A 26,398-nucleotide genomic window follows, 5' to 3' on the forward strand; every position below is an offset into this window, starting at 1 on the left:
TTGCTAGCCGATTGACCCCCTGCTCCGCACATCCATCACCCCACCCCACACGAAAGGACCTCTCCCATGGCCGTGGCCGATGCCGGTGCCTACGCCGGAAAGGTGCCGTCCGCCGAGGACGCCGTACTCGTCGTCGGCGTCGGCGCCTGCGAGGACGCCCCGGTGGAGGAGGTGCTCGGCCTCGTCCGGGACACGGTCCGGGAGGCGGGCCTCTCCGAGGGGGCGGTCGCCGAGCTGGCGACGGTCGACGTGAAAGGGACGGAGCCGGGGATCGTCGGGGCGGCGGCGCGGCTCGGGGTGCCGCTGGTGACGTACTCGGCGCGGGAGCTGGCGGATGTGAGGGTGCCGAACCCGTCCGCGCGGTCCCGTGCGGCGGTGGGCACGCCGTCCGTGGCGGAGGCGGCGGCGCTGCGAGGCGGCGGTGAACTCATCGCCCCCAAGCGGAAGTCGACACCGGTGGGCCGCCCGCCGATGGCGACGTGCGCGATAGCGGCCCGCCCTCGGGCCGCGGCGGCCCGTTTCGACCTACGTCACCACGGCGACGCGGAGGTACGGGACGACGGCGCCGGCCTCACCGACCTGGCGGTCAACGTACGTGCCGACACTCCCCCGGCCTGGCTCAAGGAGCTGATCGCCGCGTCCCTGGACGACTTGGCGGCGTACCCGGACGGCCGGGCGGCGCGCGAGGCGGTGGCGGCACGTCACGCCCTGACGCCGGACCGCGTCCTGCTCACGGCGGGCGCGGCGGAGGCATTCGTCCTCCTCGCCCGCGCCCTGAAGGTCCGTCACCCCTACGTCGTCCATCCCCAGTTCACCGAACCGGAGGCGGCGCTGCGGGATGCGGGGCACGAGGTGGGCCGGGTCCTACTACGCGAGGAGGACGGCTTCCGGCTCGCCCCGTCCGCGGTCCCGGAGGAGGCGGACCTGGTGGTGGTCGGCAACCCCACCAACCCCACGTCGGTCCTCCACCCGGCCGAATCGATAGCCCAACTTGCCCGCCCCGGCCGCACTTTGGTGGTCGACGAGGCCTTCATGGACGCGGTACCGGGCGAGCGGGAGGCCTTGGCGGGCCGCACGGACGTCCCCGGCCTGGTGGTCCTGCGCAGCCTCACCAAGACGTGGGGCCTGGCGGGCCTGCGGATCGGCTACGCCCTCGCCGCCCCCGACACGATCTCCGCCCTCACCCAGGCGCAGCCGCTGTGGCCGGTTTCGACACCGGCGCTCGTGGCCGCGCGGGCGTGCGTGGGGCCGCGGGCGCTGGCGGAGGCGGGCCATGCGGCGCACCGGGTCGCGGCGGACCGCGCCCATCTCCTCGCCGGGCTCGCGGAGTTGGCCCCCGCGGGGGTCCGCGCGATGGAACCCGCGGAGGGGCCCTTCCTTCTTGTACGGGTCCCGGGGGCGGCCTCGGTGCGCGAGCGGCTTCGGGGGCGGGGGTTTGCTGTGCGGCGCGGCGATACGTTTCCTGGCCTGGGGCCTGACTGGATCCGCCTCGCCGTCCGGGACCGCGCCACGTCGTCCGCCTTCCTCGCGGCGCTGGCGTCGGTGCTGCGGGCGTAGGCACTTGCCGGGTGCCCGGCGCCGTCCGGCGCAGGCAGGAGCCTCAAGCCCGCCGCTCCGCGGCGGATGCTTCCCACCCACCCACCCGTTTACCCCGCAACGTCCAGCGGGGTAGGGACCGGGGCTACCCCACCGTGGCCAGGGCGGGGGCGGGTGGGCGGGAGACCCCCATAGCCGTCAGCAAAACCAGCAGCCCGGGGGGGGGCTCCCCCAACGGGACGGGGCGCGGGTGGGTGGATGGGGCCCCTCGGCCGTCAGCAAAACCAGCAGCCCGGGGGAACCACCCCCACCGGGCCGCAGGCGCCAGCGAGACGGGAGGGGCCGTGGGGGTATGTGCGCACGGAGCACCGAGCGCACCCTGGCGGTCAGGTGGTCTTCAGGCGGGGCGTAGGGATAGCGAGTACGTACATACCCCCACGGCCCCGCACCCACCGACGAACCCCAGGCGCACCGAGCCCCACCGGCCCGCAGCCGCAAGGACCCCGCCCCCCAACCGACGAACCCCAAGCGACCCGCGCCCCGCCCGCACTAACCCCGGTTACGCCGCGCCATCGCCACCGCTCCTCCCCCGGCCACCAGCAGCACCACCGCCCCGCCCGCCACATACGGCGTCATCGCGCTGCCCCCCGTCTCCGCGAGGTTCGCCTCCGTCTTCGGTTGGACGGGCTTCCCAGGCTTGCCCTGGGGCTTTTCGCCGGGGTCCTTCGGCGGGGTCGCCCCCACCGGCGTCTCGCACCCCGCCCCGGCCAGCGTCACCGTGCCCGTGACCTCCGCGACGTTCAGCTTCAGCGGGTTCACGGACACCGTGAGCTCCAGCGCGGACGCCGCCGCCGTACGCGACGTCGTGTGCGTCTTCGACAGGGCGAGGGTCACCTCGCCGACCCCCGGCACCTGCACCTCCGTCGTCCCCTTGGCCGTCAGCGTGACCTTCTTGCCGAGCACGGTCACCGCGCCCAGGAGATTCGATTCGGCAACCGGCCGCTTCCCCGCCGCGCACACCGCCTTGGAGGTGACCTGCTCGACCTCGACGAGGGACAGCAAGGGCAGCCCCGGCACATGCATCTTGGCGCGCGCGATGTTGCTGTAACCCTCCGCCGTACCACCCCGGACCGTGGCCTTCGCCGTGGCGACGTCCGCGCGGAGCACACTGAAGGGCCGCCCGCCGTCGACCCCGTCCAGCCGCGCGGTCAACGCGGTCTTCTCGGCGCTGGCAGGAGCCTGCACCTCGTTCAGGGCGACCTTGAGCGGGACGTTCACGGTCTTGTTGAGCAGGGAAACGTTCAGCCCGGTGCGCAGCACGACGGCGTCGGCCCGCCCGCCCCGGTGGCTGTCGCCGCCCGTGGCCTGCGCGGCCCCCGCACCGGCGAGCGCCGCGGGCCCGGCGGCGAGGGCGGTGGCGACGGCGACGACGGAGAGGCGACGGACGGGCGCACGGAATGTATTGCTGTTCAAGGTGGTGGAACCCCCACGGGAGACATGGGCCACCGGCCACGCACGCCACATGGGGACATGGGGACATCACGTGCGCACCGACGGCGTCGCCCCTCATCGACGAGGGACGACGCGGGAATCTTTACGCACACAGAGTGAACGGGCAGCAACCTGGCGTCAGTTCACTCCAACGGGACGTTTCCGTCACTTCATTCGAATCCCACGGCACAGACGTTCCCAGACGGCCCCTCAGCACCACCCCAGCACCACCCCAACACAGCGCCACACAACACCACGGCCGAGAGCAACGAGCCGCACCACCCCCACGTCACGCCCAGGTCAACCCACCACAAGCCCGTTCAGCACCACCCTCCGCGGCGCCCCCAACACCCGCACGTCGTCCCTCGGATCCGCCTCGTACACCACGAGGTCCGCGGGCGCGCCCTCCGTGAGGCCGGGGCGGCCAAGCCACTCCCGGGCGCCCCACGTGGTCGCCGAGAGCGCGTCCACCGCGGGGATGCCCGCGCGGGTGAGCTCGACGATCTCCGCCGCGACCAGACCGTGCGGCAGCGAGCCACCCGCGTCGGTGCCCGCGTAGACGGGAACGCCCGCGTCGTACGCGGCCCGCACCGTGTCGTAGCGGCGCGCGTGGAGCCTGCGCATGTGGTCCGACCAGCGGGGGAACTTGCTCTCGCCGCCCGCGGCCAGGTCCGGGAACGTGGCGATGTTGACGAGGGTCGGGACGATGGCGACGCCGCGCTCCGCGAAGAGCGGGATCGTGTCCTCCGTGAGGCCCGTCGCGTGCTCGATGCAGTCGATGCCCGCCTCGACCAGATCGCGCAGCGAGTCCTCGGCGAAGCAGTGGGCAGTGACGCGGGCCCCCAGCCGGTGCGCCTCCGCGATGGCCGCCCGCACCGCGTCGCTGGGCCAGCACGCCGTCAGGTCGCCCACCTCGCGGTCGATCCAGTCGCCGACGAGCTTGACCCAGCCGTCGCCGCGTTGCGCCTCCTGGGCGACGTACGCCACGAGTTCCTCGGGCTCGATCTCGTGGGCGTAGTTGCGGATGTAGCGGCGCGTGCGCGCGATGTGGCGGCCCGCGCGGATGATCTTCGGGAGGTCGTCGCGGTCGTCGGTCCAGCGGGTGTCCGAGGGGGAACCCGCGTCGCGCAGGAGGAGGGCGCCGATCTCGCGGTCGGTGAGCGCCTGCTTCTCCGCGGTGTCGGAGTCGACGGGACCATGCGCGTCGAGGCCGACGTGGCAGTGCGCGTCGACCAGGCCGGGCAGCGTCCAGCCCTCGACCGTGCGGACGTCGCCCGCCGCAGTTCCGACGGGCCGCTCGAAGGTCACTCTCCCCCCGACCACCCACAGCTCGTCGCGTACGTCCTCGGGCCCGACGAGCACCCGCCCCTTCACGTGCAGCACCGCGTGATCGCTCATGGGCAGCAGCTTAGGAGGCACTCGGAACGCCCGGTACGTGGCCGGTCGGTACGCTCAGTACCGCAGCCCGAACGAACTCGTGAGCGAAGTGAGCAGTGACGTGAGCAGTACTGTGACGCACCCCTTTCTGGACCTGGCGCCGCTGAGCGCCCAGCACTTCGCCGCCATCGAGGCGCGGGTGGCCGGGCTGCTCGACACCGAGCAGGACGTCGTGATCATGCAGGGCGAGGCGCTGCTGCCCCTGGAAGGGTGCATCCGGGGCGCGGCGCAGCCCGGCACGACCGCGCTGAACGTGATCACCGGTCCGTACGGCCAGACCTTCGGCAACTGGCTGCGCGACTGCGGGGCGACCGTCATCGATCTCGCCGTGCCGTTCCACACCGCCGTCACGGCCGACCAGGTGCGCGAGGCGTTCGCCGAGCACCCGGAGATCGACTTCGTCTCGCTGGTGCACGCGGAGGCCGCGACCGGCAACACCAACCCCGTCGCGGAGATCGGTGCGGTCGTGCGCGAGCACGGCGCGCTGTTCATGCTGGACGCGGTCGCCTCGGTGGCCGCCGAGCCGCTGCTGCCGGACGCGTGGGGCGTGGACCTGTGCGTGATCGGCGCGCAGAAGGCGATGGGCGGGCCCGCGGGCGTCTCCGCGGTGTCGGTGAGCGAGCGGGCCTGGCAGCGCATCGCCGCCAATCCGCAGGCGCCGCGCCGCTCCTACCTCTCCCTCCTGGACTGGAAGGAGCGCTGGATCGACGGCGGCAGGAAGGCGCTGCTGCACGCGCCCGCCCAGCTGGAGATGCTGGCGCTCGAAGCGTGCGTGGAGCGGATCGACACGGAGGGCCTGGACGCCCTGATGGCGCGGCACGCCACCGCCGCCGCGGCCACCCGCGCCGGCGCGCTCGCGCTGGGCGGCGGCCTGGCGCCGTACGTGCACGAGGCGGTGGACGCGGCGCCGGTCGCCACCACCCTGCGGACGCCCGAGGGTGTCGACGCCTCCGCGCTGGTCGCCAAGGCGCTCGCCGCCGACCCGGTGCTTCCGCTGGTCGCCGGGGGCGGGGCGCTCGCCCAGGAGATGATCAGGGTCAACCACTACGGGCCCGACGCGACCAGGGGCGTCGTGCACGCCTCCCTCGCCGCGCTGGGCGCCGCGATGGGCGAGGCGGGCCTCACGGTGGACCTGGAGGGGGCCCGGCGCGCGGTGACGGACGTCTTCGCCTCCGGCGGCACCACCGGATCTACCGGATCCTGATTCCACGCCTCCGCTCCTTTGCGGGAGTTTGAATTCCCGCGCACGTTCTCACTAATTATTTATAAACTGCGAAGCACAGCTTCCCGTATTCTTCTGCCCGCTTTCCCGGGACCTAAACGCTAAGATTTCGACAGCATCAAACGCCGCAATTCGGACGCACCCCAAATGGACTACGCCTATGTGACGCACTCCACAGTGCGTCCGTTTTGTGCGTTTAATTCGGGTCAAACCATCCCAAAAAGACGAGATCTCATGCGGGCGCGCGCCCACGCCTGATAACACAAAAGACGCCCTCGCGTAACCCCTCCCCCCGATGCAATCCAAGAAATAGCTCGGTAAATTCAATCTGCATGACCGCTGCACAAGCCGATCTACCGACCGACCTGCAAGCGAAATTCCAAAAAATGCCGGAAGGGCTGCAACTCGACAGTCCCGATGTCGCCGACGGCGCCGCGATCTGGCGGATCGCCCGCGACTCGAAGGTCCTCGACCTCAACTCGTCCTACAGCTACCTGCTGTGGTGCCGTGACTTCGCGGCCACGTCCGTCGTGGCCCGGGACGCCGACGGGGAGACGGTCGGGTTCATCACCGGCTACATCCGGCCCGAGCACCCCGACGTCCTGATGGTCTGGCAGGTGGCCGTGGACCACGGCCAGCGCGGCCGGGGCCTGGCGGGCGCGCTGCTCGACGGGCTGACCTCGAAGGTCGCCGCCGGCCGGACGCTGAGCAGCATCGAGACGACGATCGCGCCCTCGAACACCGCGTCCGAGCGGCTCTTCCTCTCCTACGCGCGTCGACACGGCGCGTCGGTGGAGCGGAAGGTCCTGTTCGACGCCGGGATATTCCCCGACGACGGCCACGAGCCCGAGGTGCTGTACCGCATCGGTCCACTCGACCTCTGATCCACCTTCGCTCCCCCCAGAACCGCCTGAACCACCAGAACCACTCGCAACTCCCCCCACCTCCCACGCCTTTCCATCTCCCAGGAGATCTGCTGTGACCATCACCCAGCCCGACCTGAGCGTCTTCGAGACCCTGGAGTCGGAGGTGCGCAGCTACTGCCGCGGTTGGCCTACGGTCTTCGACCGCGCGCAGGGCAGCCGCATGTACGACGAGGACGGCCACGAGTACCTCGACTTCTTCGCCGGAGCCGGTTCGCTCAACTACGGCCACAACAACCCGGTCCTGAAACGCGCCCTGATCGACTACATCGAGCGGGACGGCGTCACGCACGGTCTCGACATGTCGACGACCGCGAAGCGTGCCTTCCTTGAGACCTTCCAGAACGTCATCCTGCGGCCGCGCGACCTGCCGTACAAGGTCATGTTCCCGGGCCCGACGGGCACCAACGCCGTGGAGTCGGCGCTGAAGCTGGCCCGCAAGGTCAAGGGCCGCGAGTCGATCGTGTCGTTCACGAACGCCTTCCACGGCATGTCGCTCGGCTCGCTCGCCGTGACCGGCAACGCGTTCAAGCGGGCGGGCGCGGGCATCCCCCTCGTCCACGGCACCCCGATGCCGTTCGACAACTACCTCGACGGCCGGACCCCCGACTTCATCTGGTTCGAGCGCCTCCTGGAGGACTCCGGCTCGGGCCTGAACACCCCCGCCGCCGTGATCGTCGAGACGGTCCAGGGCGAGGGCGGCATCAACGTGGCCCGCGCCGAGTGGCTTCGCAAGCTCGCCGACGTGTGCCAGCGTTGGGACATGCTGCTCATCGTCGATGACATCCAGATGGGCTGCGGCCGCACCGGCGCCTTCTTCTCCTTCGAGGAGGCGGGCATCACGCCGGACATCGTGACGGTGTCGAAGTCCATCAGCGGCTACGGCATGCCCATGTCGCTCTGCCTGTTCAAGCCGGAGCTCGACGTCTGGGAGCCGGGCGAGCACAACGGCACGTTCCGCGGCAACAACCCCGCGTTCGTGACGGCCGCCGCCGCCCTGGAGACCTACTGGACCGACGGCCCGGCCATGGAGAAGCAGACCCGCGCCCGCGGCGAGCAGATCGAGCAGGCGCTGACCTCGATCGTCGAGGAGAACCGCCCGGCCATCAAGGAGTGGCGCGGCCGCGGCATGGTCTGGGGCGTCGAGTTCCACGACAAGGACCGCGCGAGCGCCGTGGCGAAGCGGGCCTTCGAACTGGGCCTGCTGATCGAGACCTCCGGCCCCGAGGGCGAGGTCGTCAAGCTCCTTCCGGCGCTGACGATCACCCCCGACGAGCTGGACGAGGGGCTGCGCACGCTGGCCCGCGCGGTACGCGAGTCCGCCTGACCGAGCGTTCTACCGAGCCCCGGCACCGTAAGAGAAAAGGAACCAACTCACCGTGATCGTCCGTTCGTTCAAGGACATTGAAGGCACCGACCGGCATGTGAAGGCCGCATCGGGCACCTGGGAGAGCAAGCGCATCGTCCTCGCCAAGGAGCGGGTGGGCTTCTCCGTCCACGAGACCATCCTGTACGCGGGCACGGAGACTTCGATGTGGTACGCGAACCACATCGAGGCCGTCGTCTGCACCAAGGGTGAGGCGGAGCTGACCGACGACACGACCGGCGAGAAGTACACGATCACGCCGGGCACCATGTACCTGCTCGACGGGCACGAGAAGCACACGATGCGGATCAAGGAGGACTTCCACTGCATCTGTGTCTTCAACCCGCCCGTCACGGGTCGTGAGGACCACGACGAGAACGGCGTGTACCCGCTGCTCACGGAGCCGGAAGCGGGCTGACCCCACCTACATCCCGAACAGGGCCGTACGAGAGGAGAGGCAGGCAACACCATGACCACCGCACCCGAACGCACCAGTGACCTGTACCCGACCCGAGGCGCCGAAGAGGTGCTGATCGAGCGCAAGGACCCCGTCGTGTGGTCCGAGCCGGGTGCAGCGGGGCCGATCACGGCCGGGGATCTGGCCGGGTTCGAGCGGGACGGTTTCCTGGCGATCGACCAGTTGATCACACCGGACGAAGTGAGCGTGTACCGCGCCGAGCTGGAGCGGCTGATCAACGATCCGGCGATGCGCGAGAACGATCGCTCCATCGTCGAGCCGCGTTCCCAGGAGATCCGGTCGATCTTCGAGGTGCACAGGATCAGTGAGCTCTTCGGCAGGCTGGCGGCGGACCCGCGCGTCGTCGGCAGGGCCCGGCAGATCCTCGGCTCGGACGTGTACGTCCACCAGTCGCGGATCAACGTGAAGCCGGGCTTCGGCGCCACGGGGTTCTACTGGCACTCGGACTTCGAGACCTGGCACGCGGAGGACGGTCTGGCGAACATGCGGACCGTCTCCGTGTCCATCGCGCTGACGAAGAACCACGACACCAACGGCGGTCTCATGATCATGCCGGGGTCGCACAAGACGTTCCTCGGCTGTGCGGGCGCCACGCCGAAGGACAACTACAAGCGGTCGCTGCAGATGCAGGACGCGGGCATCCCGTCGGACGAGACGCTCACGCACCTCGCGTCCGACCACGGCATCCGCCTCTTCACGGGCGAGGCCGGCTCGGCGACGTGGTTCGACTGCAACGCCATGCACGGCTCGGGGGACAACATCACCCCGTACCCGCGCAGCAACGTCTTCATCGTGTTCAACAGCGTGGAGAACACGGCGGTGGAGCCGTTCTCGGCGCCGGTGCGCCGGCCCGACTACATCGGTGCGCGGGACTTCACCCCGGTGCAGTGACGTAGCGCGTGCACGAGTTCGGCCCGACTCCCCTGGGGGAGTCGGGCCGTTCGCCGTGGGTCACGGCGCGGGGGTCACAGCGCGAGGTAGTCCGTGTAGCCCTTCTCGGTGCCGCCGTAGTAGGTCGCCCGGTCCGGGGTGTTGTACGGGCCCCCGGCCTTCAGCCGGGCCGGCAGGTCGGGGTTGGCGAGGAACAGGGCGCCGAACGTGACGAGGTCCGCGGTGCCGTCCTCGACCAGGGCCAGCGCGTCGGGGCCGGTGGGGCCTTCACTGTGCGGGTTCAGGAGGAACGTGCCGCCGAATTCCTGGCGCAGCCGCACGGAGAGCTCGCGGACGTCGCCCACCTCCATGACGTGCAGATACGCGAGGTCGAGCGCGGCCAGCTCCTTGGCGAGCGCGGTGTAGGTCGGCTCCGGGTCGGGCTCGGAGATGCTGTTGGCGGAGTTGCCGGGCGAGATGCGGAAGCCCGTGCGGGAGGCGCCGATCTCCTCGGCGACGGCCGCGGCCACCTCGACGGCGAAGCGGATGCGGTTCTCGGCCGGGCCGCCCCACTCGTCGGTGCGGTGGTTGGAGCCGGGCGCGAGGAACTGGTGGATCAGATAGCCGTTGGCGCCGTGCAGTTCGACGCCGTCGAAGCCCGCCTCGACGGCGTTGCGGGCGGCGGTGGCGAAGTCGTCGATGGTGGCGCGGATCTCGGCGTCGGTCAGCTCGCGCGGGGTGACGAAGTCCTTGGGGCCCTCGGCGGTGTAGACCTGCCCGTCCGCCGCTACGGGCGAGGGGGCGACGTTGATCAGTCCGTCGGGCAGCAGGACGGGGTGGCCGACGCGGCCCGCGTGCATGAGCTGGGCGAAGATCGTGCCGCCCGCCGCGTGGACGGCGTCGGTGACCTTGCGCCAGGCGATGATCTGCTCGGCGCTGTGCAGGCCCGGCGTGTCCGGATATCCCTGGCCGACCACGGAAGGCTGGATACCCTCGGTGACGATCAGCCCGGCGGAAGCGCGCTGGGCGTAGTACGCCGCCGTCAGATCGGTGGCCACACCGCCCTCACCGGCGCGGCTTCGGGTCATGGGGGCCATGGCGATGCGGTTGCCGAGCTGGATGCCGGACAGGTCGATCGGGTCGAACGCGGTGGTCATCAGAACTCCCGGACTGGAATATGTGGTCGGCCAATCATTCGCGCCGAGAGCCACTGTAACCCATTCATTGGCCGACCAAGGTAAACTTCTCGTAGATCTGGTCAGCGACCGCGGGACACGACCGCAGGACAACAGGAGCGCGCGATGAAGGCCGACACCGTCCAGGCACCCCCGGCCGACCCCGTCTGTACGCCCGGGGCGTCCGGTGTCTCCGACGCGGGACCCGTGAGTCTCGCCGTCAGCCGGGTGGCCCGGCTGCACCGCATCGCCGCGGGCAAGGTGCTGAAGGGGCTCGGCCTCTACCCCGGCCAGGAGTTCGTGATGATGCACCTGTGGGAGGCGGGCGCGGTGCGGCAGTCCGAGCTGATCAAGGCAGTCGACCTCGACCCCTCGACGGTCACGAAGATGCTGCAGCGCCTGGAGCAGGCCGGACACGTGCGGCGCCGCCCCGACCCGGCCGACCGCCGCGCCGTCCTGGTCGAGGCCAGCGCGGCGAGCTGCGGGCTGCTCGCACAGGTGGAGCGCGCCTGGGGCGAGCTGGAGGGGCACACGCTTGCGGGGCTGGACGAAACGGAACGCGCGGACCTCGCGCGGCTGCTCGCGAAGGTCGAGACGAACCTCTGCAAGCAGACGGAGGACTGCCCCGAGCGCAAGGGGCGGCCCTGAGCGGCAACTCCTGGCTACAGCCAGGACAGTGAGGCCGCCCGGGTCAGGACCCCGCGGGCCGCGGATTCGTCGCCCGTCATGCCACGCGGCACCCGCTCCGGAGTGCGGCGGCCGCCCACCAGCAGGCAGAAGTCGACGGGGTCCAGCACGAGCTCGGCCCGCACCGGGTCGTCCGCGCTGCCAAGGACCCACTCCGTCTGCCCGCCCTCCCCTGCGACGGTGAGCGCGACGGGCGGTGCCTGGGGGCCGAGGGCCGGGCCGAGGATGCGGACGGCGAACCTGACGAGCTGCCACAGGTGCGGGGCGGGCGGCGGGGGCACCACCCGGTCGAGGGCGGCGCCGATGTCCTGGGCGTGCACCCAGGCCTCGAAGGCGCGGGCCAGGAAGTGGTCGGCGACGGGCAGCCGCACTCCGTTCAACAGCGTGCTGCGGGCGGCGAGTTCGGTGTCGTGGGCGGCCCGGGACGAGAGCAGCCCGGCGGCCTGGTTGCGCCACGTGGAGACGGTCTGGGCGGGCGTGCGGGACCGTTCGCGGCGGATCATCTCGCGGGTGCGCGCCTCCCAGGTGACCCGCCACGGCTCGGGTGCGCCGCCCGATGCCACCGGCGACCCGTCCGTCGCGGGGCCGCGCCCGTTCCGGCCCACGAGCCGGGCGAGTGGTTCGTCCGCGGCGACCAGATGGGCGACCGTGTCGTGTACGTCCCAGCCGTGCACGACCGGCGTCGCCCAGAGCCCCGGCTCGTCCAACTCCGCGAGCAGCGCCCGGAGCCCGGCCACACCGGCGGCGTAGGGCGCGGCATGCGGGGCGGTGCGCAGGGCGGGGGCGCGGCTGCGCAGGGCCAGGGAGAGCCCGTACGCGCCGGAGGTCTCGTCCGGTGCCGGACCGGGCGGGGCGGGGCCGTCCAGGTGCCGCACGGTGGCCCGCAGCCGCACGGCCTCGGCGGCGCACTGCTCGCACTCCCCCAAGTGCCGTACGACCAGGGCCTCGTCACCCGGCATGAGGGCGTCGAGGGCCCAGGCGCCGAGCAGGTCGCGTACCGCTTCGTGAGAGCTGGTCATGGGTGCTCACCTCGCAAGGGTGGTTCCGCGAGGGTCTCGGCCAGCGTGCGCAGGGCCGTTCTCAGGCGGGTCTTCGCGGTGCCTTCGGGGATGCCGAGTTCGACGGCGGCCTGCCGGTAGGTGCGGCCCGCGAAGTAGGCGAGGTGCACCACCTGTTGCTGGGGCAGCGGGAGCCGGGCGAGGGCGGAGTGCAGGAGCAGGGAGCGTTCCTGTTCCAGGACCGCCTCGTCCGGGGAGGGGCCCGACGCGTGGACGGCCCGCAGGGACGCCTCGTCGGCGTGGGCGGCCTTGCGGTGCCGCTCCTCGCCGCGCACCCAGTCCACGGCGCGCCGGTGGGCGAGCATGGAGAGCCAGCCGCGCAGGCTGCCGCGGCGCGCGTCGAACGCGTAGGGCCTGGACCACAAGTGGGCGAAGACCTCCTGGGCCACGTCCTCGGCGGCGGTGTGGTTGCGGGTGACGCGGGTGGCGACGCGGTGCACGAGCACGCCGTACGCGGCGTAGACCTCGGCGAGCGCCGCCTCCTCGCCGTAGACGAGCCGCCGGTGCAGCTCGGCGTCGACGGGCTTCCTTCCGGTGCCGGACGGCAGGTCCGACGTGCCCGGCCTCTCGGCGGACGGCTCCACCGGCACCACCACCTCGCGCGGCCGCATCGTCCTGCCAAGCCTGACTGCCCAAGGCCCGCCGCGCCAGGCCTCAGCCCGACAGCACGTCCAGGAGACGGTCCACATCCGCCTCGGTGTTGTACAGGTGGAACGCAGCCCTCAGGTGTCCCGCCCGTGCCGAGGTCAGAATGCCCGCCCGGGCCAACTCGGGCGCCCGGTCGCCGAGTCCGGGCACGGAGACGATGGGCGCGGCGCCCGGCACTGGGGGGTGGCCCAGTGCGGCGAGTCCCGCGCGGTAGCGGGCGGCGAGCGCCGTGCCGTGGGCGTGGATCGCGTCGACGCCCGTCTCCTCGATCAGGGAGAGGGCCGCGGCGGCCCCGTGGTAGGCGAGGAAGGCGGGTGGCTCGTCGAACCGGCGGGCGCCGGGGGCGAGTTCGGTGAGCGGGCCGTAGGTCGAGTTCCAGGTGTCGGCTGCGGCGAGCCAGCCGCCGTGCAGCGGGACCAGGGAATCCTGGGCGTCCTCGCGGACCGTCAGGAAGGACACCCCGCGCGGGCAGAGCAGCCATTTGAAGGCGCCGGTGAGGGTGTAGTCGTACGCGTCCGCGTCGAGCGGCAGCCAGCCCGCCGACTGCGTCGTGTCGAGGAGGGTGCGGGCGCCGTGGGCGGCGGCCGCCGCGCGGACGGCCGGGAGATCGACGGCACGGCCGTCGGCCGACTGGACGGACGAGAAGGAGACGAGGGCCGTCGTGGGTGTGACCGCCGCGGCGAGCGCGTCCAGCGGCGCGTACCGCATCTTGAGGTCGCCGCGCAGCACGAAGGGGTTCACGATCGACGCGAACTCGTCCTCGGGCGTGAGGACTTCGGCGCCCGGCGGCAGGGAGGCGGCGATCAGTCCGGCGTGCACCGCGACCGAACCGCCGGTCGCCACGCGGCTCTCCGCCACTCCGACGAGCCGGGCGAAGGCCGCCCGCGCCTCGTCCACCACTTCGAAGTCGCCCGCGCCGCCCGGCCGCCCTTCGCCGCCCTCGGCCGCGAGCGTGCGGACCGCGTCGATGGCCCGGCGCGGCAGCAGACCGCAGCTGGCGGTGTTCAGATACGTCGATGTGGGAGCGAATTCGGTGCCGTTGTTGATCCCCATGGACTCCATGGGGATCAACCTATGCGGCGTTTCAGGACTGCGGAACCGCGCATCCGTCGGGCCCGCACGCATCGCCGTCGTCGGCCGACGCCAGCGTGGTGAGCGGCGCGTGCTCGCCCCAGGCCTGCGTCAGGGCCTGGGTGAAGACCTCGGCGGGCTGGGCGCCCGAGATGCCGTACTTGCGGTCGAGGACGAAGAACGGCACGCCGTTCGCGCCGAGCTCGGCGGCCTCGCGCTCGTCGGCGCGGACGTCGGCCGCGTACCGCTCGGGGTCGGCGAGGACGGCCCGCACCTCGTCCCCGTCCAGGCCCGCCTCGACGGCGAGCTCCACGACGCGTGCCTCGTCCGCGAAGACGGACCGCTCCTCGGCGAAGTTCGCGCGGTAGAGCAGGCCGATCAGCTCGTCCTGCCTGCCCTGCTCACGGGCGAAGTGCAGCAGGCGGTGCATGTCGAAGGTGTTGCCGTGGTCGCGGCCCTCTGTGCGGTATTCGAGGCCCTCGGCGGCGGCGTTCTCGCCGAGCCGCTGCTCGCCCTCGCGGGCCTGCTCCTCGCTCATGCCGTACTTCTGCATGAGCATCGGCAGGACGAGGCCGGTGTCGCCCTTGGCGCGGCCCGGGTCCAGCTCGAAGGAGCGGTGCACGACCTCGACGCCGTCACGGTGCGGGAAGGCGGCCAGGGCCTTCTCGAAGCGGGCCTTGCCCACGTAGCACCAGGGGCAGGCGATGTCGCTCCAGATCTCGACGCGCATGTGTGTGGCTCTCTTCAGGTCGTACGTCAGGTCGGTGCGGAGGTGACCTCCGCATCACGCCTCAACGTACGGGCAAAGCACCGCATTCCCCGGTTCCAGGGCGCCGCGGCCGAGGTCGGTCGGTTCGTACTCGACGCGGGGCGGGGCCTCGGCGTGCACCGTGCGGGTCACGAGGCCGTGGTCCTCCAGGCGGCGCAGGGTACGAGCCGCGTGCCCTGTCCGCGACCGGCGCCCGCGTCTCGCTGTAGGGCCCAGGGCCTACGAGCCGTCCCGCAGCCCCTTCGGCCAGTTGGGACGGAACTCGATGTGGTCGTACGTCACCACGCAGCCCTCGCCGACGGGCGACTGCGCCATGAAGCCGACCAGTGCGGCGCCCGCCGACTCCTCGTCGCCGAGCGAGAAGATCCGCACGAACGTCCACCGCTCGCCGTCCGTCGACGCGTGGAACGCGAACGCCGACCCCGTACGGCTGATGCGCAGCCAGGCGCTGCTGCCGTCCACCACGAAGGCGTTGGCGTCGTCGGAGTGGCCGCGGGTGACGACCGTGCAGATCGTGGGCTCGTCCGGGGAACGCTCCAGACAGAGCTTGGCCCACTCCCGCTCGCCCACGTGCAGGTACAGCACGCCCGCGTCGAAGGCGGCGGCGAAGCCGACCGTGACGCGGGCGATCAGCTGGAAGTCGCCCTCGGGCGCGCCGAGCAGCCGGGGCGCGTCGGAGGCGGGCTCCGGCACGGCACCCGTCGGCGGCACGAAGCGGTCCTGGCGGGGGCCCGCCCAGCCGGTGAGCACGCCGTCCTCGTGGGACCAGTGGCCGTCGGGGCCGTAGGTGCGCAGCGGGTAGGGCAGTTCGGGGATCGTGACGTCCATGGGGTCAGTGTTGCAGGCGCCCGTCGTAACGCCGGGGCAGTTCCAGCGGGTTGGCGTCGCGCAGCTCCGGCGGGAGCAGCGCCTCGGGGGTGTTCTGGTACGCGACGGGGCGCAGCCAGCGCTCGACGGCCGTGCCGCCCACGGACGTCGAGGTCGACGTGGTCGCGGGGTAGGGGCCGCCGTGGTGCTGGGCGGGGGCGACGGCGACGCCCGTGGGCCAGCCGTCGACGAGGACGCGTCCGGCGAGCGGGGTGAGCTCGGCGAGCAGCTCGGCGCCCCGGCCGCTCTCCCCCGCCGCCTCGTCCGACGACAGCTGGACGGTGGCGGTGAGGTTGCCGGGCAGGCGCGAGAGGACGGCGGTGATCTCCGCGTCGTCGGCGTAGCGCGCGACGACGGTGACCGGGCCGAAGCACTCCTCCAGGAGCAGGTCGTGCGCCCCCTCGGCGGCCAGGCGCGCGGCCGGGACGGTGAGGAAGCCCGCGCTGACGGTGTGCTCGCCGCCCGCGCCGGGGGTCACCGGTGCGTCCACGTCGGGGAGCCCGGCGCGCTCGCGCACCCCGGCGACGAAGTTGTCCCGCATCCGGTGGTCGAGGAGCACCCCGGACTCGGTGTTGCTGACCGCCTCGGTCAGGGACTTCACGAGCCGGTCGCCGCCCGCGCCCTCGGGGGCGAGGACCAGGCCCGGCTTGACGCAGAACTGGCCGACGCCGAGCGTCATCGAGCCCGCGAGCCCGGTGCCGATCTGCTCGCCGCGCTCGGCGGCCGCCGCCTCGGTGACGACGACGGGGTTGAGGGAGCCGAGCTCGCCGTGGAAGGGGATCGGCACGGGGCGGGCGGCCGCCGCGTCGAAGAGGGCGCGCCCGCCGCGGATGGAGCCGGTGAAACCGGCGCCGGAGACCAGCGGGTGCCTGACGAGCTCGACGCCCGCGTCGAAGCCGTGCACGAGGCCGAGGACGCCCTCGGGGATGCCGTGCCGGGCCGCTGCCCTGCGCAGCACGGAGGCGACCAGCTCGGAGGTGGCCGGGTGGTCGGGGTGGGCCTTGACCACGACGGGGCAGCCCGCGGCGAGCGCGCTGGCGGTGTCGCCGCCGGGCACGGAGAAGGCGAAGGGGAAGTTGGACGCGGAGTAGACCGCGACGACGCCGAGGGGGATCTTGTAGCGGCGCAGGTCGGGGACGGGCGGGGTCGCCGAGGCGTCGGGGTGGTCGATGACGATGCCGAGGAAGGCGCCCTCGTCGACGATGTCCGCGAAGGAGCGCAACTGATAGCAGGTGCGGGCGAGTTCGCCGGTGAGCCGGACGGGGCCGAGCGCGGTCTCCGCGTCGGCGGCCTCCACCAGGTGGTCCTTCGCCTCTTCGAGGAGGTCCGCCGCGGTGCGCAGGAAGGCGGCGCGGACCGTGCGGTCGCCGAGCGCGGCCGCGGCGTCCGCGGCGGCGCGGACCGCGAGGTCGACCTCTTCGGCGGTGGCTTCCACCGCGACCTGCTCGCGCTGCTTCCCGGTTCGGGGGTCGACACTCCAGACTGGTGCTGCTGCCACCGCGGATTCCCTTTCCAGAGGTATGCCACTCACCAGGGCTGTTCGATATGCTGAACGCTGTCCTCGCTGGTGAATAGCGGAGACTTCGGAGACTATTTCTCGGCGTTCTAAGGGGTCAAGGGCGATGTCGGCTGGCGAGACCGGAGGCGGTGCGCAGGTCAAGTCCGCGGTGCGGACGGTGGAATTGCTCGAGTACTTCGCGGGCCGTCCCGGAATGCACTCCCTGGCCGCGGTCCAGGAGGCCGTCGGCTACCCCAAGTCGAGCCTCTACATGCTGCTCCGCACCCTGGTCGAGCTCGGCTGGGTGGAGACGGACGCGACCGGCACGCGGTACGGGATCGGGGTGCGCGCCCTGCTCGTCGGCACGTCGTACATCGACGGCGACGAGGTCGTGGCCGCCGCGCGCCCGACCCTCGACCGGCTCTCCGACGACACCACGGAGACCATCCACCTGGCCCGGCTCGACGGCACGAACGTCGTCTACCTGGCCACCCGCCAGTCGCAGCACTACCTGCGCCCCTTCACGCGCGTGGGCCGCCGCCTGCCCGCGCACTCCACGTCGCTCGGCAAGGCGCTGCTCGCCACCCACACCGACGAGCAGGTCCGCAAGCTGCTCCCGGAGACGCTGCCCGCGCTCACCGAGCACACCATCACCGACCGCGAGAAGCTCATCGAGGAGCTGCACGCGGTGCGCGAGCAGGGCTTCGCGGTGGACCGCGAGGAGAACACGCTCGGCCTGCGCTGCTTCGGCGTGGCCATCCCCTACCGCACGCCCGCGCGGGACGCGATCAGCTGCTCGGTGCCGGTGGCGCGGCTCACGCCCGCGCACGAACAGATGGTGAAGGACGCGCTCTTCGACGCGCGCGACCGGCTGACGCTGGCAACTCGTAGGCTCTGAGCCATGGATGTCAGCCTGCGCGAAGTCCACGACAGCGATCTGCCCGTCTTCTTCCGGCAGATGAACGATCCCGAGTCGAGCCACATGGCCGCCTTCACCCCCGAGGATCCGGCCGACCACGACGCCTTCGCGGCGCACTGGACGAAGATGCGGGCCTCCGCCGACGTCGCCATCCGCACGGTCCTCGCGGACGGCGACGTGGTGGGGAACGCGGGGGTGTACGGGGCGCCGGGCGAGCGTGAGGTCACGTACTGGATCGACCGTGCGTACTGGGGCCGCGGCCTCGCCACGGCGGCGCTGCGCGGCCTCCTGGAGCTGGAGCCGGAACGGCCGATCTACGCCCGCGCGGCGGCGGACAACGCGGCCTCGATCCGGGTGCTGGAGAAGTGCGGCTTCCGGATCTCCACGAAGGACCGTGGCTATGCCCCGGCCCGCGGAGCGGAGATCGACGAGGTCGTCCTCGTCCTGCACGGCAGCTGAACTCCACCGCGCGACGGAGACGGATCGTCGCGACGCAGGACGTGGCGCGGGGAGGCACGGCGGGAGCGTTGGGACATGCCCCAAACACGTCCCCCCTCCCCCACGGCTCCCGCCTCCGCCGACCTCAACCCCGCCGCCCTCTCCGTCTCCGCCTCCCCCTCCGCGACGCCCGCGCCCGCCGCCCCCCGCGCCCCTCGGCCGCCCCGGCCGCGTGCTGCGCTTCGTGTCCGTGACCGCCTGTGTCCCGTACCTCGCCCTCAAGGTCGTCTGGATCTCCGGCAGCCGTCTCGGGATCCCCGACGGCAGCCTGCACCTGCTGTGGGCGTGCGGCTCCACCACCGGTCTCGCCCCGTCCCGGGCCCGGGACCACACGCAGGACGCCCGGATCCTGGAGGCCCCCAGCGCGCTCTACCCCGGCCTCGCCGTCACCGGCGCCCTGCTGCTCGCCTTCCGATGGGGCCGCGCCCTGCCCGTCGGCGTGCCGCTCGCGCTGGGCTGGCTCGGCTCCGGCGCGGTGGCCTGCTGGGGAGGCTGGCTGCTCCTCGGCTCGCTCACGGCCATCGGCGACGCCATGAACCGGCCCACCGGCGCGATGCTCCTGACCTACGCTGTGCAGATGATCATCGGGGCGATCGTCGCCGTCCTCGGAACGCGCTTCCTGCGGCAGCGGGCGGAGTCCACCGCGTGAAGGAACTCGCCACCGCCCTGTTCGGACGCCGGACGCGCCGCCGCTGGATCCATCTGATCCTCGGCGGCGCCCTCGCCATGCCGTACGTCTTCGTGGGTTCCGTCGTCGTCGGGCCGCTCTTCGGCGACAGCACCTTCCTCGGCTCGATCGGCGCCCAGCTCAGCGCGTTCGCGGTCGGGCTGCCGCTCGCCGCGGTCACCGCACTGTTCCCGCTGACCCGGCCGATGTCGGCCGCCGCCGTGCGGGCGCTGTGCGCGGTGCCGGACGAGTCGCTCGCCGAGGGGCCCGCGCGGACCCGGGCGGCGCGCGGCCGCACCGTCGCGTGGTTCACGCTCCACCTCGGCCTCGGCGGGGTCATCAGCGGCATGTCGCTCGCGCTGCCGCCGTTCGCGGTCTTTCTGATCGCGCTGCCGTTCGTCCCCGCGCTGCGGGACACGAGCGACGGGGCGCCCGCGTTCTTCGACGCGCCCTGGTGGCTCGTCCTCTCCCCCGCCGTCGGCCTCGCCGCCCTGGTGGCGCTCGCGGCGTGCGCGGCCGCGGCCGGTGGGCTCCTCGCGCGCTGGGCGCCCGACCTGCTCGGGCCGACGCCCGCCGACCGGCTCGCGGCCGCCGAGCAGCGCGCCGCCGACCTCGCCGTGCGCAACCGCCTCGCGCGCGAACTGCACGACTCGGTCGGCCACGCCCTGAGCGCCGTCACCCTCCAGGCGAGCGCGGCCCGCCGGGTCCTCGACCACGACCTGGAGTTCGTGCGCGAGGCGCTGGCCGCCATCGAGGACACCACGCGCCGCACGGTGGGCGAGCTCGACGCCGTGCTCGGCGTGCTGCGGGAGACCGGTGACGGCGCGGCCCGTCCGACGGCTCCCGCGCCCACGCTCGCCGCCGACCTCGAAGGGCTGCTGCGCCGCACCCGGGCGGGCGGCCTGCGCGTGACGGCCACGGTCGACATGGACCCCGACGCGCTGCCCCCGCTGGTCTCCCGCGAGGCCTACCGCATCGTCCAGGAGGCCCTGAGCAACGCGCTGCGGCACGGCGGCGACACCGCCCCCGTCACCCTGCGCATCGCCCTGGACGGCCCCGGCCTGGCCGTCACGGCCGAGAACCCGCTGCCGTCCCGCTCCGCCGCCGCCCGGCCCGGCGGCGGCCACGGCCTGCGCGGCATCGCCGACCGCGCCCGGCTCCTCGGCGGCACGGCCGACGCGGGCCCCCGCGACGGGATGTGGCGACTGGACGTACGACTTCCTCTGAAGGGACAGCAATGACGGCGAACGACATCAGGGTCGTCCTCGCGGACGACGAGCGCATGGTGCGCACCGCGCTGCGCGCGATCCTCTCGGCCGAGCCCGGCATCGAGGTGGCGGGCGAGGCGGCGACGGGCGCCGAGGCGGTCTCCGTCGTGCGGGAGCTGAAGCCGGACGTGGTCCTGATGGACGTCCGCATGCCGGAGATCGACGGCATCCGCGCCACCGAGCAGATCCTGCAGACGATGCAGGAACCGCCGCGCGTCGTCGTGGTGACGACCTTCGAGAACGACGCGTACGTGTACGAGGCGCTGCGCGCGGGAGCCGCCGGGTTCCTCCTCAAGCGGGCGGACGCGGACGAGCTCGTCCAGGCGGTCCGGCTCGTCGCGCGCAGCGACTCGCTGCTCTTCCCGGCGGCGGTCCGGTCGCTGGCCGCCGAGTACGGCCGCGCCGAGCCCGCGCCGCCCGCCTGGGTGGCACGGCTCACCAGCCGCGAGAGCGAGGTGCTGCGGCTGATGGCGGCGGGCCTGACCAATGCGGAGATCGCAGGGCGGATGGGCGTCGGCGCGGCGACGGTGAAGACGCACGTGGCGTCCGTCCTCGCCAAGACGGGCGCGCGGGACCGCACGCAGGCCGTGATCGCGGCGTACGAGGCGGGCTTCATGAAGGCGGGCTGAGCCCGCCGCCCATGAGGAGCCCATGAGGACTTGATGAGAAAACGGTCCCAAGCACGCCAGAAGGGAACGAAACCCTTCCCTCCGCTCGTCTTCCCACGGGATGAACAAGACGATCAGGCACGCCTCGGTCTTCGCGCTGGTGCTCGTGCTCGCCCTGCTGGTGCGGGCGACATGGGTGCAGTTCCACGACTCGAAGGCTCTCGCGGACGACAAGCTGAACCGGCGGAACGCGATATCGCAGTACGCGAACCCGCTGGGCGACATCATCGTGGGCGGTGAGGCCATCACCGGCTCCGAGCGGACGACGGGCGGAGACCTCGCGTACAAACGCACGTACAAGAACGGCGACCTCTACTCGCCCATCACGGGCTACAGCTCCCAGGTCTACGGCGCCACCCAGCTCGAAGGCATCTACAAGGACCTGCTGGACGGCACCGACAACCGGCTGAAGAACCCGCTGGACGCCCTCACGAACAAGCGGGCCGACCCCGGTGACGTGATCACGACGATCGACCCCGCGGTGCAGAAGGCCGGGTACAAGGCGCTGGGCGACACCAAGGGCGCGGCGGTGGCCCTCGATCCCAAGACCGGCAGGATCCTCGGCATGGTCTCGACCCCGTCGTACGACCCGTCGAAGATCAGCGGCTCCACGGACTCCGAGGCGTGGCAGAAGCTGACCACCGACAAGGAGAAGCCGATGGTCAACCGCGCCATGCGGCAGCCGCTCCCGCCCGGCTCGACCTTCAAGCTGGTCGTCGCGGCGGCGGCCCTGGAGGACGGGCTCTACGGCTCGGTGGACGCCAGGACGAGCAGCCCGAACCCGTACACGCTGCCCGGCACGCGGACGGTCCTCAAGAACGAGAACCAGTCGGCTCCCTGCGAGAACGCGAACATCCGCACGGCCCTGCAGTACTCCTGCAACAACGTCTTCGCGAAGATGGCCGTCGACCTGGGCCAGGACAAGGTCAAGGCGATGGCGGACAAGATGGGCTTCAACACCGACAAGCTCGACGTGCCGGTACGCGCGGGCAAGAGCGTCTACCCGTCCGACATGGACAAGGCGCAGACGGCGCTGAGCGGCATCGGCCAGTTCGACGTGACGGCGACGCCGCTGCAGATGTCGATGGTCTCCGCGGCCATCGCCAACGGCGGCGTGCTGGCCAAGCCGCACATGGTGTCGCAGATCAGCGACTCGGGTGGCGACGTCCTGGAGAAGTACGACGACGGCGACTCCCAGCGCGTGATGGACGAGTCGGCCGCCGAGGGCCTGCAGTCCGCGATGCAGACGGTCGTCGAGAAGGGCACCGGCACGAACGCGAAGATCAGCGGCGCGACGGTGGGCGGCAAGACCGGTACGGCACAGCACGGCGAGAACAACAGCAAGACGCCGTACGCCTGGTTCACGTCGTACGCCAAGGGCAGCGACGGCAAGCAGGTGGCGGTCGCGGTGATGATCGAGTCGTCGAGCGCGGCGCGCGACGAGGTCAGCGGCAACGGCCTGGCGGCGCCGATCGCGAGGGCGATGATGGCGGCGGCGCTGAAGTCCTGAGCCCTGCCGCCGGTCCTGACACGCGTGCCTGACGTCCCCGAGGCGCCGCCCCACCCGCCCCCCGCGGGTCAGGGGCGGCGCCCGCGCCACATCTGCAGGGCCCACACCACGGCGGCGACCGCTCCCGCCCCGGCGAACAGCCCCACCACGAACCCGGCCCCGGAGCTCGCATCGCCGTCGTCCACGGCCACCGAGACGCCCGCCACGACCGCCGCGAGGGCGAGCACGGCGAGCAGCGCGTAGAACTTCCGGCTGAAGAAGCCGGACCGCTCCGGCACCGGCGGCGGCGACTCCACGCGGGCCGCGGGCCCGAGGCTCGCCGCCCGCGGCCGCTTGAACCAGGCGTAGATCACCCAGGTCCCGCAGGCCTCCCAGCCGTCGGGCGCGAGCCGCTCGTCGAGCCCCTCGCGCCCCCGCGTGACCAGCTCGCGCCGGTACTCCCAGCGCTGCGGCTGCGCTACGTCCCGGTGGCTGACGAAGCGGCCGAGGGCGTCGACGCGCTCCACCTCCCAGCCCTCGTCGCCGAAGCGGTTCAGGAGTTCCTCGTCGAGGTAGATGTCGGCGGTCCAGCGCCAGGTCTCCACCGCATCGACCGGCGCCTCGCCCGCCGCCCGCGGTGCCCGCTCCCCCGTGGCGGGCACCAGCTGGGCGGCGAACTCCTCGGCGGGCCCGAACTCGGCCTCCGCGTCTTTCGCCCCGGACTCCTCCAGATGGGCGGCGAGGTCGGTGACGGTCGCCTCGACGCGGTCGGCGGGCAGGCCGTGCGCCTGCAGCCGCTCGGCGAGATCGATGAGGTAGCCGTCCCGCTCGTACTCGTACTGCGCGTCGGTGGCAGATATCGGGTTCATCGTGGTTCCACTCCCGCCCTCGCGAGGACTTCGCGTACGGATCCGTTGAAGGCGAGCCACAGCCCGCCCTGTTCGCCGAGGGTCTCCCGCCCGGCGTCGGTGAGCCGGTAGTAGCGCCGCCCCGGCCCCTTCTCGGTGGCGCGGAACTCCGCGGCGACCAGGCCCGCCTCCTCAAGGCGGTTGAGGACGGGATAGAGCGTGCCGCCCTTGATCTGGCCGAAGCCCGCGGCACCGAGCAGCTTGGCGATCTCGTAGCCGTAGCTCTCGCCGTCGGTGAGACTGGCGAGCACGAGCAGGTCGAGGACGCCCTTGAACCAGCTGGCGCGGCGGTCTGTCGTCACTTCAGGTCTGCCTTTCAGGCGGCGGGCAACGCGGCGCGCACCTTCTCCGGTGCGGGCAGCGTCAGATCGCGCACGGAGAGGATGACGTGCACGGCGACGGGGAGCAGGAGGCTGCCCGTGGCGAGGTAGAGGGCGGTGAGCATCGCGCCGAAGAGCGCGAAGACGAGGACGCCCTTGCGGCCCTGGTAGAGACCGGCGACCGCGTAGACGAGGACCGAAAGGGCCGCCGCCGCATAGAGGTCGAGGCCGAGCGCGCCGACGCCGAAGGCGATGAGGAGGCCGCGGTAGACCAGTTCGGCGCAGAGGCCGTCGGTCACGGCGACGGCGATCGCGAGCCTGCGCTCCTCGGCGGTGCGCGGCAGCATCGCCTCGATGGCGGCGAGCCCCGGCACGTTCTTGCCCTGCCTGGCGAGGTCGTGGAAGTTCCGTCCGGAGGCCACGGCGATCGCGGTGGCGAGGAGGATCCCGGTCACGACGTACCCGGGCCGCTCGGGCGCCGTGAGGCCGAAGTCGGCGGCGTCCGTGCCGGGCGAGAGCAGCAGGGCCGCGGCGGCGAACGCGGCGAAGGCCCACCAGAGGGCGAGGACGAGGCCGAAGTAGCGGACCAGGGCGCGGGGTTCGGTGTCCCTGCGGCGGGCCAGCGAGCCGTACATCCGGCGTCCGGCCCACGGCTCGCCGACGAGCAAGTAGACGGCGAGCGTGGCCGCGACGGCCGTCGATGCGGCCGAGAAGTCCGGCGAAATGGTCATGTAAGTCCCCCAACCCTGAGCGTCTGAGCTACCTAGACCGTATGGCGACCTAGTCAGGATTGCAACCTATCTCGCTGTGTCGACTTCCCGGCCGCGGCGGCGACTGAGCCCCTAGCCCACGAAGTACGTCGGGTTGGGGAGCTTGTACGTCTTGTCCGCGTAGTCGCCCGCGAGGTCGGAGACCTGGTCGCCGAAGCTGCCGACGATGTTGTAGCCGGTCGACTCGATGTGCTTGCGCGTGCCTTCCTTGAACTGGACGGTGTCGCACTTCCAGGCGTCCGGCGTGGCGCAGTGGCTGAGGTAGGCCGGGGGGTTCGCCTTGTTCTTGGTGAACACGTGCGTGCGGTCGAGCGACGTCTCGTAGCCCGCCTTGGCGAGGTTGGTGACCGCGCCCTCGCGCTGCGACTCGGCCAGGCCCGTGAGGAAGAAGACCTCGACGCCCTGGCTCTTCGCGTACTTCACCAGCTCGGGCATGCCGAACACGGCGGGGCGCTTGGCCGCCTTGACGTACGCGTCCCAGCTGTCGTTGTTGTACGTGAAGTTGGTGGACTTCTCGTAGTCGAAGCTGAGCAGTGCGGTGTCGTCGACGTCGAGGACGATCGCGGGCTTCTTGCCGTGCGCGCCCTGGCCGCCGTGACCGCCGTGACCGCCGTGACCGCCGTGGCCGCCGTGGCCCTGATGAGCCTTGCGCGCGGCCTTTTTGATGTCCTTCTTCGCCTTGGCCTGGATGCGGGCCAGGTCCTTGGCGTACGGGCTGTCGGGCGAGGACTTCCAGACGCCGTCGGCGCCCTTGGTCGCGCCGTAGTACTCGTCGATCTCCCCGACGAGGAGGCCTATGTTGTGGGGCTCCTTGGTGGGTCGCGGCCGGGCCTGGTCGGCGGTGGCGGCGCCGGAGGCGTAGAGGGCGGCGCCGGCGACGGTGCAGGCAGTGGCCAGGCCGGCCACGCGTAGGGACTTGCGCATGTGTTGCGTCTCCGCATCAGGGTTCGGGCAGGTCAAGGTCTGTCTACGCGCATCGACCCGGCCATGGGGAGACCATGGACCGACCCTTTACCTGATCCATACCTGGGCCCGCCCTGCCCCGGGGGCCCCACCCGGCCCTGGCTTCACGCCTGACTCAGGCCCGCGCCCCCCCAGCCGGGATCCCGCCCGCTCAGCCCGATCACCCTGTCCAGCAGGGACGCGTCATCGGGCACCGGCACCGGCGTCCCGAACAGCCCGCCTTCACTCCCGTCTTCGCTGCTCTCAGCCGGTGCGAGCAGCGCCTGGGCCGCCCCCAGGCTCGCCTCGTCGGGGGCGTACTCCTGGCCGGTGGCGCGCGCCAGGTCCCAGCCGTGCACGACGAGTTCGTCGATGGCGACGAGTCCCGCGACCTCGCCGGGCAGGTCGAGACCGCCCGCACGCGTCATGCCCTGCCAGGCCTCGGGGTCGCGCCAAGCACGGGCAAGCCCCGCGAGCGCCTGGGCCAGTTCGGGCCGCCAGCCCGGGGCGACATCAGGCAGGGAGCTCCCGGGGGCCGTGTCCAGCGCGGGGCCGAACTCCTTGCGGGCGGCCCCCTGGAAGGCATGGGAGAGCCCGATCATGTGGCCGAGGAGGTGGCGCACCGCGTAGTCGGGGCAGGGGGTGGGCGCCGAGAGCTGTTCGTCGGTGACGCGTTCGGCGATCCGGGCCACGAGGCGGGCCTGCGGCCCCAGGTCGAGCATGTCGGTCATGAGAGGTCCTTCTGAGTCGGCGAAGTCGGTACGTCTCCCCTTGTAGACCCGCCGCGCGCCGTGAAGTCATCGCCACCCTTAGGGAAGCCGCCCGATACCCCCGCAGGGGCCTTAGGAACCAG

Annotated in this window: 28 protein-coding genes; 13 read left to right on the forward strand and 15 right to left on the reverse strand. The window is 72.2% G+C overall.

The window, feature by feature from the left end; translation table 11 throughout:
- Positions 1-66 precede the first annotated feature (66 nt).
- Positions 67-1,557 carry an Rv2231c family pyridoxal phosphate-dependent protein CobC gene (cobC, locus tag AC068B_RS36525; protein WP_478675798.1) on the forward strand — a complete coding sequence of 497 codons (1,491 nt, stop codon included), beginning with the start codon at positions 67-69 and terminating at the stop codon, positions 1,555-1,557.
- A gap of 528 nt (positions 1,558-2,085) precedes the next feature.
- Here the strand turns inward: cobC and AC068B_RS36530 are convergent.
- Complete coding sequence (locus AC068B_RS36530; RefSeq protein WP_478675799.1) at positions 2,086-3,009, reverse strand: SCO1860 family LAETG-anchored protein; 924 nt, start codon at positions 3,007-3,009, stop codon at positions 2,086-2,088.
- A 318-nt stretch (positions 3,010-3,327) separates the two neighbouring features.
- Positions 3,328-4,425, reverse strand: coding sequence for an amidohydrolase family protein (locus AC068B_RS36535; RefSeq protein WP_478675800.1), 1,098 nt, complete (start codon positions 4,423-4,425; stop codon positions 3,328-3,330).
- Between the two features lie 112 nt (positions 4,426-4,537).
- Between AC068B_RS36535 and AC068B_RS36540 the strand changes: the two genes are divergently transcribed.
- The 5 genes from AC068B_RS36540 to thpD all read left to right on the forward strand — a co-directional run bounded on the left by AC068B_RS36540 (position 4,538) and on the right by thpD (position 9,344).
- Positions 4,538-5,668 (forward strand): pyridoxal-phosphate-dependent aminotransferase family protein, encoded by a 1,131-nt coding sequence (locus AC068B_RS36540; RefSeq protein WP_478675882.1) that lies wholly within the window; start codon positions 4,538-4,540, stop codon positions 5,666-5,668.
- 350 nt (positions 5,669-6,018) lie between these two features.
- Positions 6,019-6,570 (forward strand): diaminobutyrate acetyltransferase, encoded by a 552-nt coding sequence (gene ectA, locus AC068B_RS36545; RefSeq protein ID WP_356264402.1) that lies wholly within the window; start codon positions 6,019-6,021, stop codon positions 6,568-6,570.
- Positions 6,571-6,664: 94 nt separating this feature from the next.
- Entirely contained in the window at positions 6,665-7,936 is a 1,272-nt protein-coding gene (gene ectB, locus AC068B_RS36550; protein WP_478675801.1) for a diaminobutyrate--2-oxoglutarate transaminase, read from the forward strand.
- Positions 7,937-7,988: 52 nt separating this feature from the next.
- Complete coding sequence (locus tag AC068B_RS36555) at positions 7,989-8,393, forward strand: ectoine synthase (protein WP_055698017.1); 405 nt, start codon at positions 7,989-7,991, stop codon at positions 8,391-8,393.
- Positions 8,394-8,444: 51 nt separating this feature from the next.
- Positions 8,445-9,344 carry an ectoine hydroxylase gene (gene thpD, locus AC068B_RS36560; RefSeq protein WP_478675802.1) on the forward strand — a complete coding sequence of 300 codons (900 nt, stop codon included), beginning with the start codon at positions 8,445-8,447 and terminating at the stop codon, positions 9,342-9,344.
- A 74-nt stretch (positions 9,345-9,418) separates the two neighbouring features.
- On the opposite strand, the gene AC068B_RS36565 is transcribed toward thpD, so the two are convergent.
- Entirely contained in the window at positions 9,419-10,480 is a 1,062-nt protein-coding gene (locus AC068B_RS36565) for an alkene reductase (protein ID WP_478675803.1), read from the reverse strand.
- Positions 10,481-10,624: 144 nt separating this feature from the next.
- Between AC068B_RS36565 and AC068B_RS36570 the strand changes: the two genes are divergently transcribed.
- Positions 10,625-11,146 (forward strand): MarR family winged helix-turn-helix transcriptional regulator, encoded by a 522-nt coding sequence (locus tag AC068B_RS36570; protein ID WP_478675804.1) that lies wholly within the window; start codon positions 10,625-10,627, stop codon positions 11,144-11,146.
- A 14-nt stretch (positions 11,147-11,160) separates the two neighbouring features.
- Here AC068B_RS36570 and AC068B_RS36575 read toward each other — a convergent pair whose 3' ends face one another.
- The 7 genes from AC068B_RS36575 to AC068B_RS36605 are packed head-to-tail and all read right to left on the reverse strand — an operon-like array spanning position 11,161 to position 17,096.
- Positions 11,161-12,204, reverse strand: coding sequence for a maleylpyruvate isomerase family mycothiol-dependent enzyme (locus AC068B_RS36575; RefSeq protein ID WP_478675805.1), 1,044 nt, complete (start codon positions 12,202-12,204; stop codon positions 11,161-11,163).
- Positions 12,201-12,839, reverse strand: coding sequence for an RNA polymerase sigma factor (locus AC068B_RS36580; protein WP_478675883.1), 639 nt, complete (start codon positions 12,837-12,839; stop codon positions 12,201-12,203). Before AC068B_RS36580 ends, AC068B_RS36575 begins: the two co-directional genes overlap by 4 nt.
- A 58-nt stretch (positions 12,840-12,897) precedes the next feature.
- A complete protein-coding gene (locus AC068B_RS36585; RefSeq protein WP_478675806.1) occupies positions 12,898-13,953 on the reverse strand; it encodes an aminotransferase class V-fold PLP-dependent enzyme in 1,056 nt (351 codons plus the stop codon).
- 22 nt (positions 13,954-13,975) lie between these two features.
- Positions 13,976-14,692 (reverse strand): DsbA family oxidoreductase, encoded by a 717-nt coding sequence (locus AC068B_RS36590; protein WP_478675807.1) that lies wholly within the window; start codon positions 14,690-14,692, stop codon positions 13,976-13,978.
- Positions 14,693-14,746: 54 nt separating this feature from the next.
- Positions 14,747-14,947, reverse strand: a complete 201-nt coding sequence (locus AC068B_RS36595; protein WP_478675884.1) for a winged helix-turn-helix transcriptional regulator — start codon at positions 14,945-14,947, stop codon at positions 14,747-14,749.
- 3 nt (positions 14,948-14,950) lie between these two features.
- The gene (locus AC068B_RS36600; RefSeq protein ID WP_478675808.1) at positions 14,951-15,559 is read right to left on the reverse strand and encodes a DUF1349 domain-containing protein; all 609 of its coding nucleotides are present in this window, start codon (positions 15,557-15,559) and stop codon (positions 14,951-14,953) included.
- A 4-nt stretch (positions 15,560-15,563) separates the two neighbouring features.
- Positions 15,564-17,096: an aldehyde dehydrogenase (NADP(+)) gene (locus AC068B_RS36605; RefSeq protein ID WP_478675809.1), complete on the reverse strand. Its 1,533-nt coding sequence runs from the start codon at positions 17,094-17,096 to the stop codon at positions 15,564-15,566.
- A gap of 124 nt (positions 17,097-17,220) precedes the next feature.
- Between AC068B_RS36605 and AC068B_RS36610 the strand changes: the two genes are divergently transcribed.
- From AC068B_RS36610 to AC068B_RS36635, 6 genes are all read left to right on the forward strand, one after another.
- Positions 17,221-17,994 carry an IclR family transcriptional regulator gene (locus AC068B_RS36610; protein ID WP_361727178.1) on the forward strand — a complete coding sequence of 258 codons (774 nt, stop codon included), beginning with the start codon at positions 17,221-17,223 and terminating at the stop codon, positions 17,992-17,994.
- Positions 17,995-17,997: 3 nt separating this feature from the next.
- Positions 17,998-18,474: a GNAT family N-acetyltransferase gene (locus AC068B_RS36615; RefSeq protein WP_478675810.1), complete on the forward strand. Its 477-nt coding sequence runs from the start codon at positions 17,998-18,000 to the stop codon at positions 18,472-18,474.
- A 223-nt stretch (positions 18,475-18,697) separates the two neighbouring features.
- Positions 18,698-19,162 carry a hypothetical protein gene (locus AC068B_RS36620; RefSeq protein ID WP_478675811.1) on the forward strand — a complete coding sequence of 155 codons (465 nt, stop codon included), beginning with the start codon at positions 18,698-18,700 and terminating at the stop codon, positions 19,160-19,162.
- The gene (locus AC068B_RS36625; RefSeq protein ID WP_478675812.1) at positions 19,159-20,421 is read left to right on the forward strand and encodes a sensor histidine kinase; all 1,263 of its coding nucleotides are present in this window, start codon (positions 19,159-19,161) and stop codon (positions 20,419-20,421) included. Before AC068B_RS36620 ends, AC068B_RS36625 begins: the two co-directional genes overlap by 4 nt.
- Positions 20,418-21,077 (forward strand): response regulator transcription factor, encoded by a 660-nt coding sequence (locus AC068B_RS36630; RefSeq protein WP_478675813.1) that lies wholly within the window; start codon positions 20,418-20,420, stop codon positions 21,075-21,077. The genes AC068B_RS36625 and AC068B_RS36630 overlap by 4 nt, the downstream gene beginning before the upstream one ends.
- A 100-nt stretch (positions 21,078-21,177) precedes the next feature.
- Positions 21,178-22,626, forward strand: coding sequence for a peptidoglycan D,D-transpeptidase FtsI family protein (locus AC068B_RS36635; RefSeq protein ID WP_478675814.1), 1,449 nt, complete (start codon positions 21,178-21,180; stop codon positions 22,624-22,626).
- A 68-nt stretch (positions 22,627-22,694) separates the two neighbouring features.
- Here the strand turns inward: AC068B_RS36635 and AC068B_RS36640 are convergent, their stop codons facing one another.
- From AC068B_RS36640 to AC068B_RS36660, 5 genes are all read right to left on the reverse strand, one after another.
- On the reverse strand, positions 22,695-23,474 hold the full coding sequence (locus tag AC068B_RS36640; RefSeq protein ID WP_478675815.1) for a hypothetical protein: 780 nt from the start codon (positions 23,472-23,474) through the stop codon (positions 22,695-22,697).
- Positions 23,471-23,815 (reverse strand): PadR family transcriptional regulator, encoded by a 345-nt coding sequence (locus AC068B_RS36645; protein WP_478675816.1) that lies wholly within the window; start codon positions 23,813-23,815, stop codon positions 23,471-23,473. Before AC068B_RS36645 ends, AC068B_RS36640 begins: the two co-directional genes overlap by 4 nt.
- A 14-nt stretch (positions 23,816-23,829) precedes the next feature.
- Complete coding sequence (locus AC068B_RS36650; RefSeq protein WP_478675817.1) at positions 23,830-24,564, reverse strand: CPBP family intramembrane glutamic endopeptidase; 735 nt, start codon at positions 24,562-24,564, stop codon at positions 23,830-23,832.
- A 111-nt stretch (positions 24,565-24,675) separates the two neighbouring features.
- A complete protein-coding gene (locus AC068B_RS36655) occupies positions 24,676-25,527 on the reverse strand; it encodes an HAD family acid phosphatase (protein ID WP_478675818.1) in 852 nt (283 codons plus the stop codon).
- A gap of 143 nt (positions 25,528-25,670) precedes the next feature.
- Entirely contained in the window at positions 25,671-26,276 is a 606-nt protein-coding gene (locus AC068B_RS36660; protein WP_478675819.1) for a TIGR03086 family metal-binding protein, read from the reverse strand.
- Between the last annotated feature and the right edge of the window lie 122 nt (positions 26,277-26,398).

It is taken from the genome of Streptomyces sp. NPDC042371, assembly GCF_056437465.1.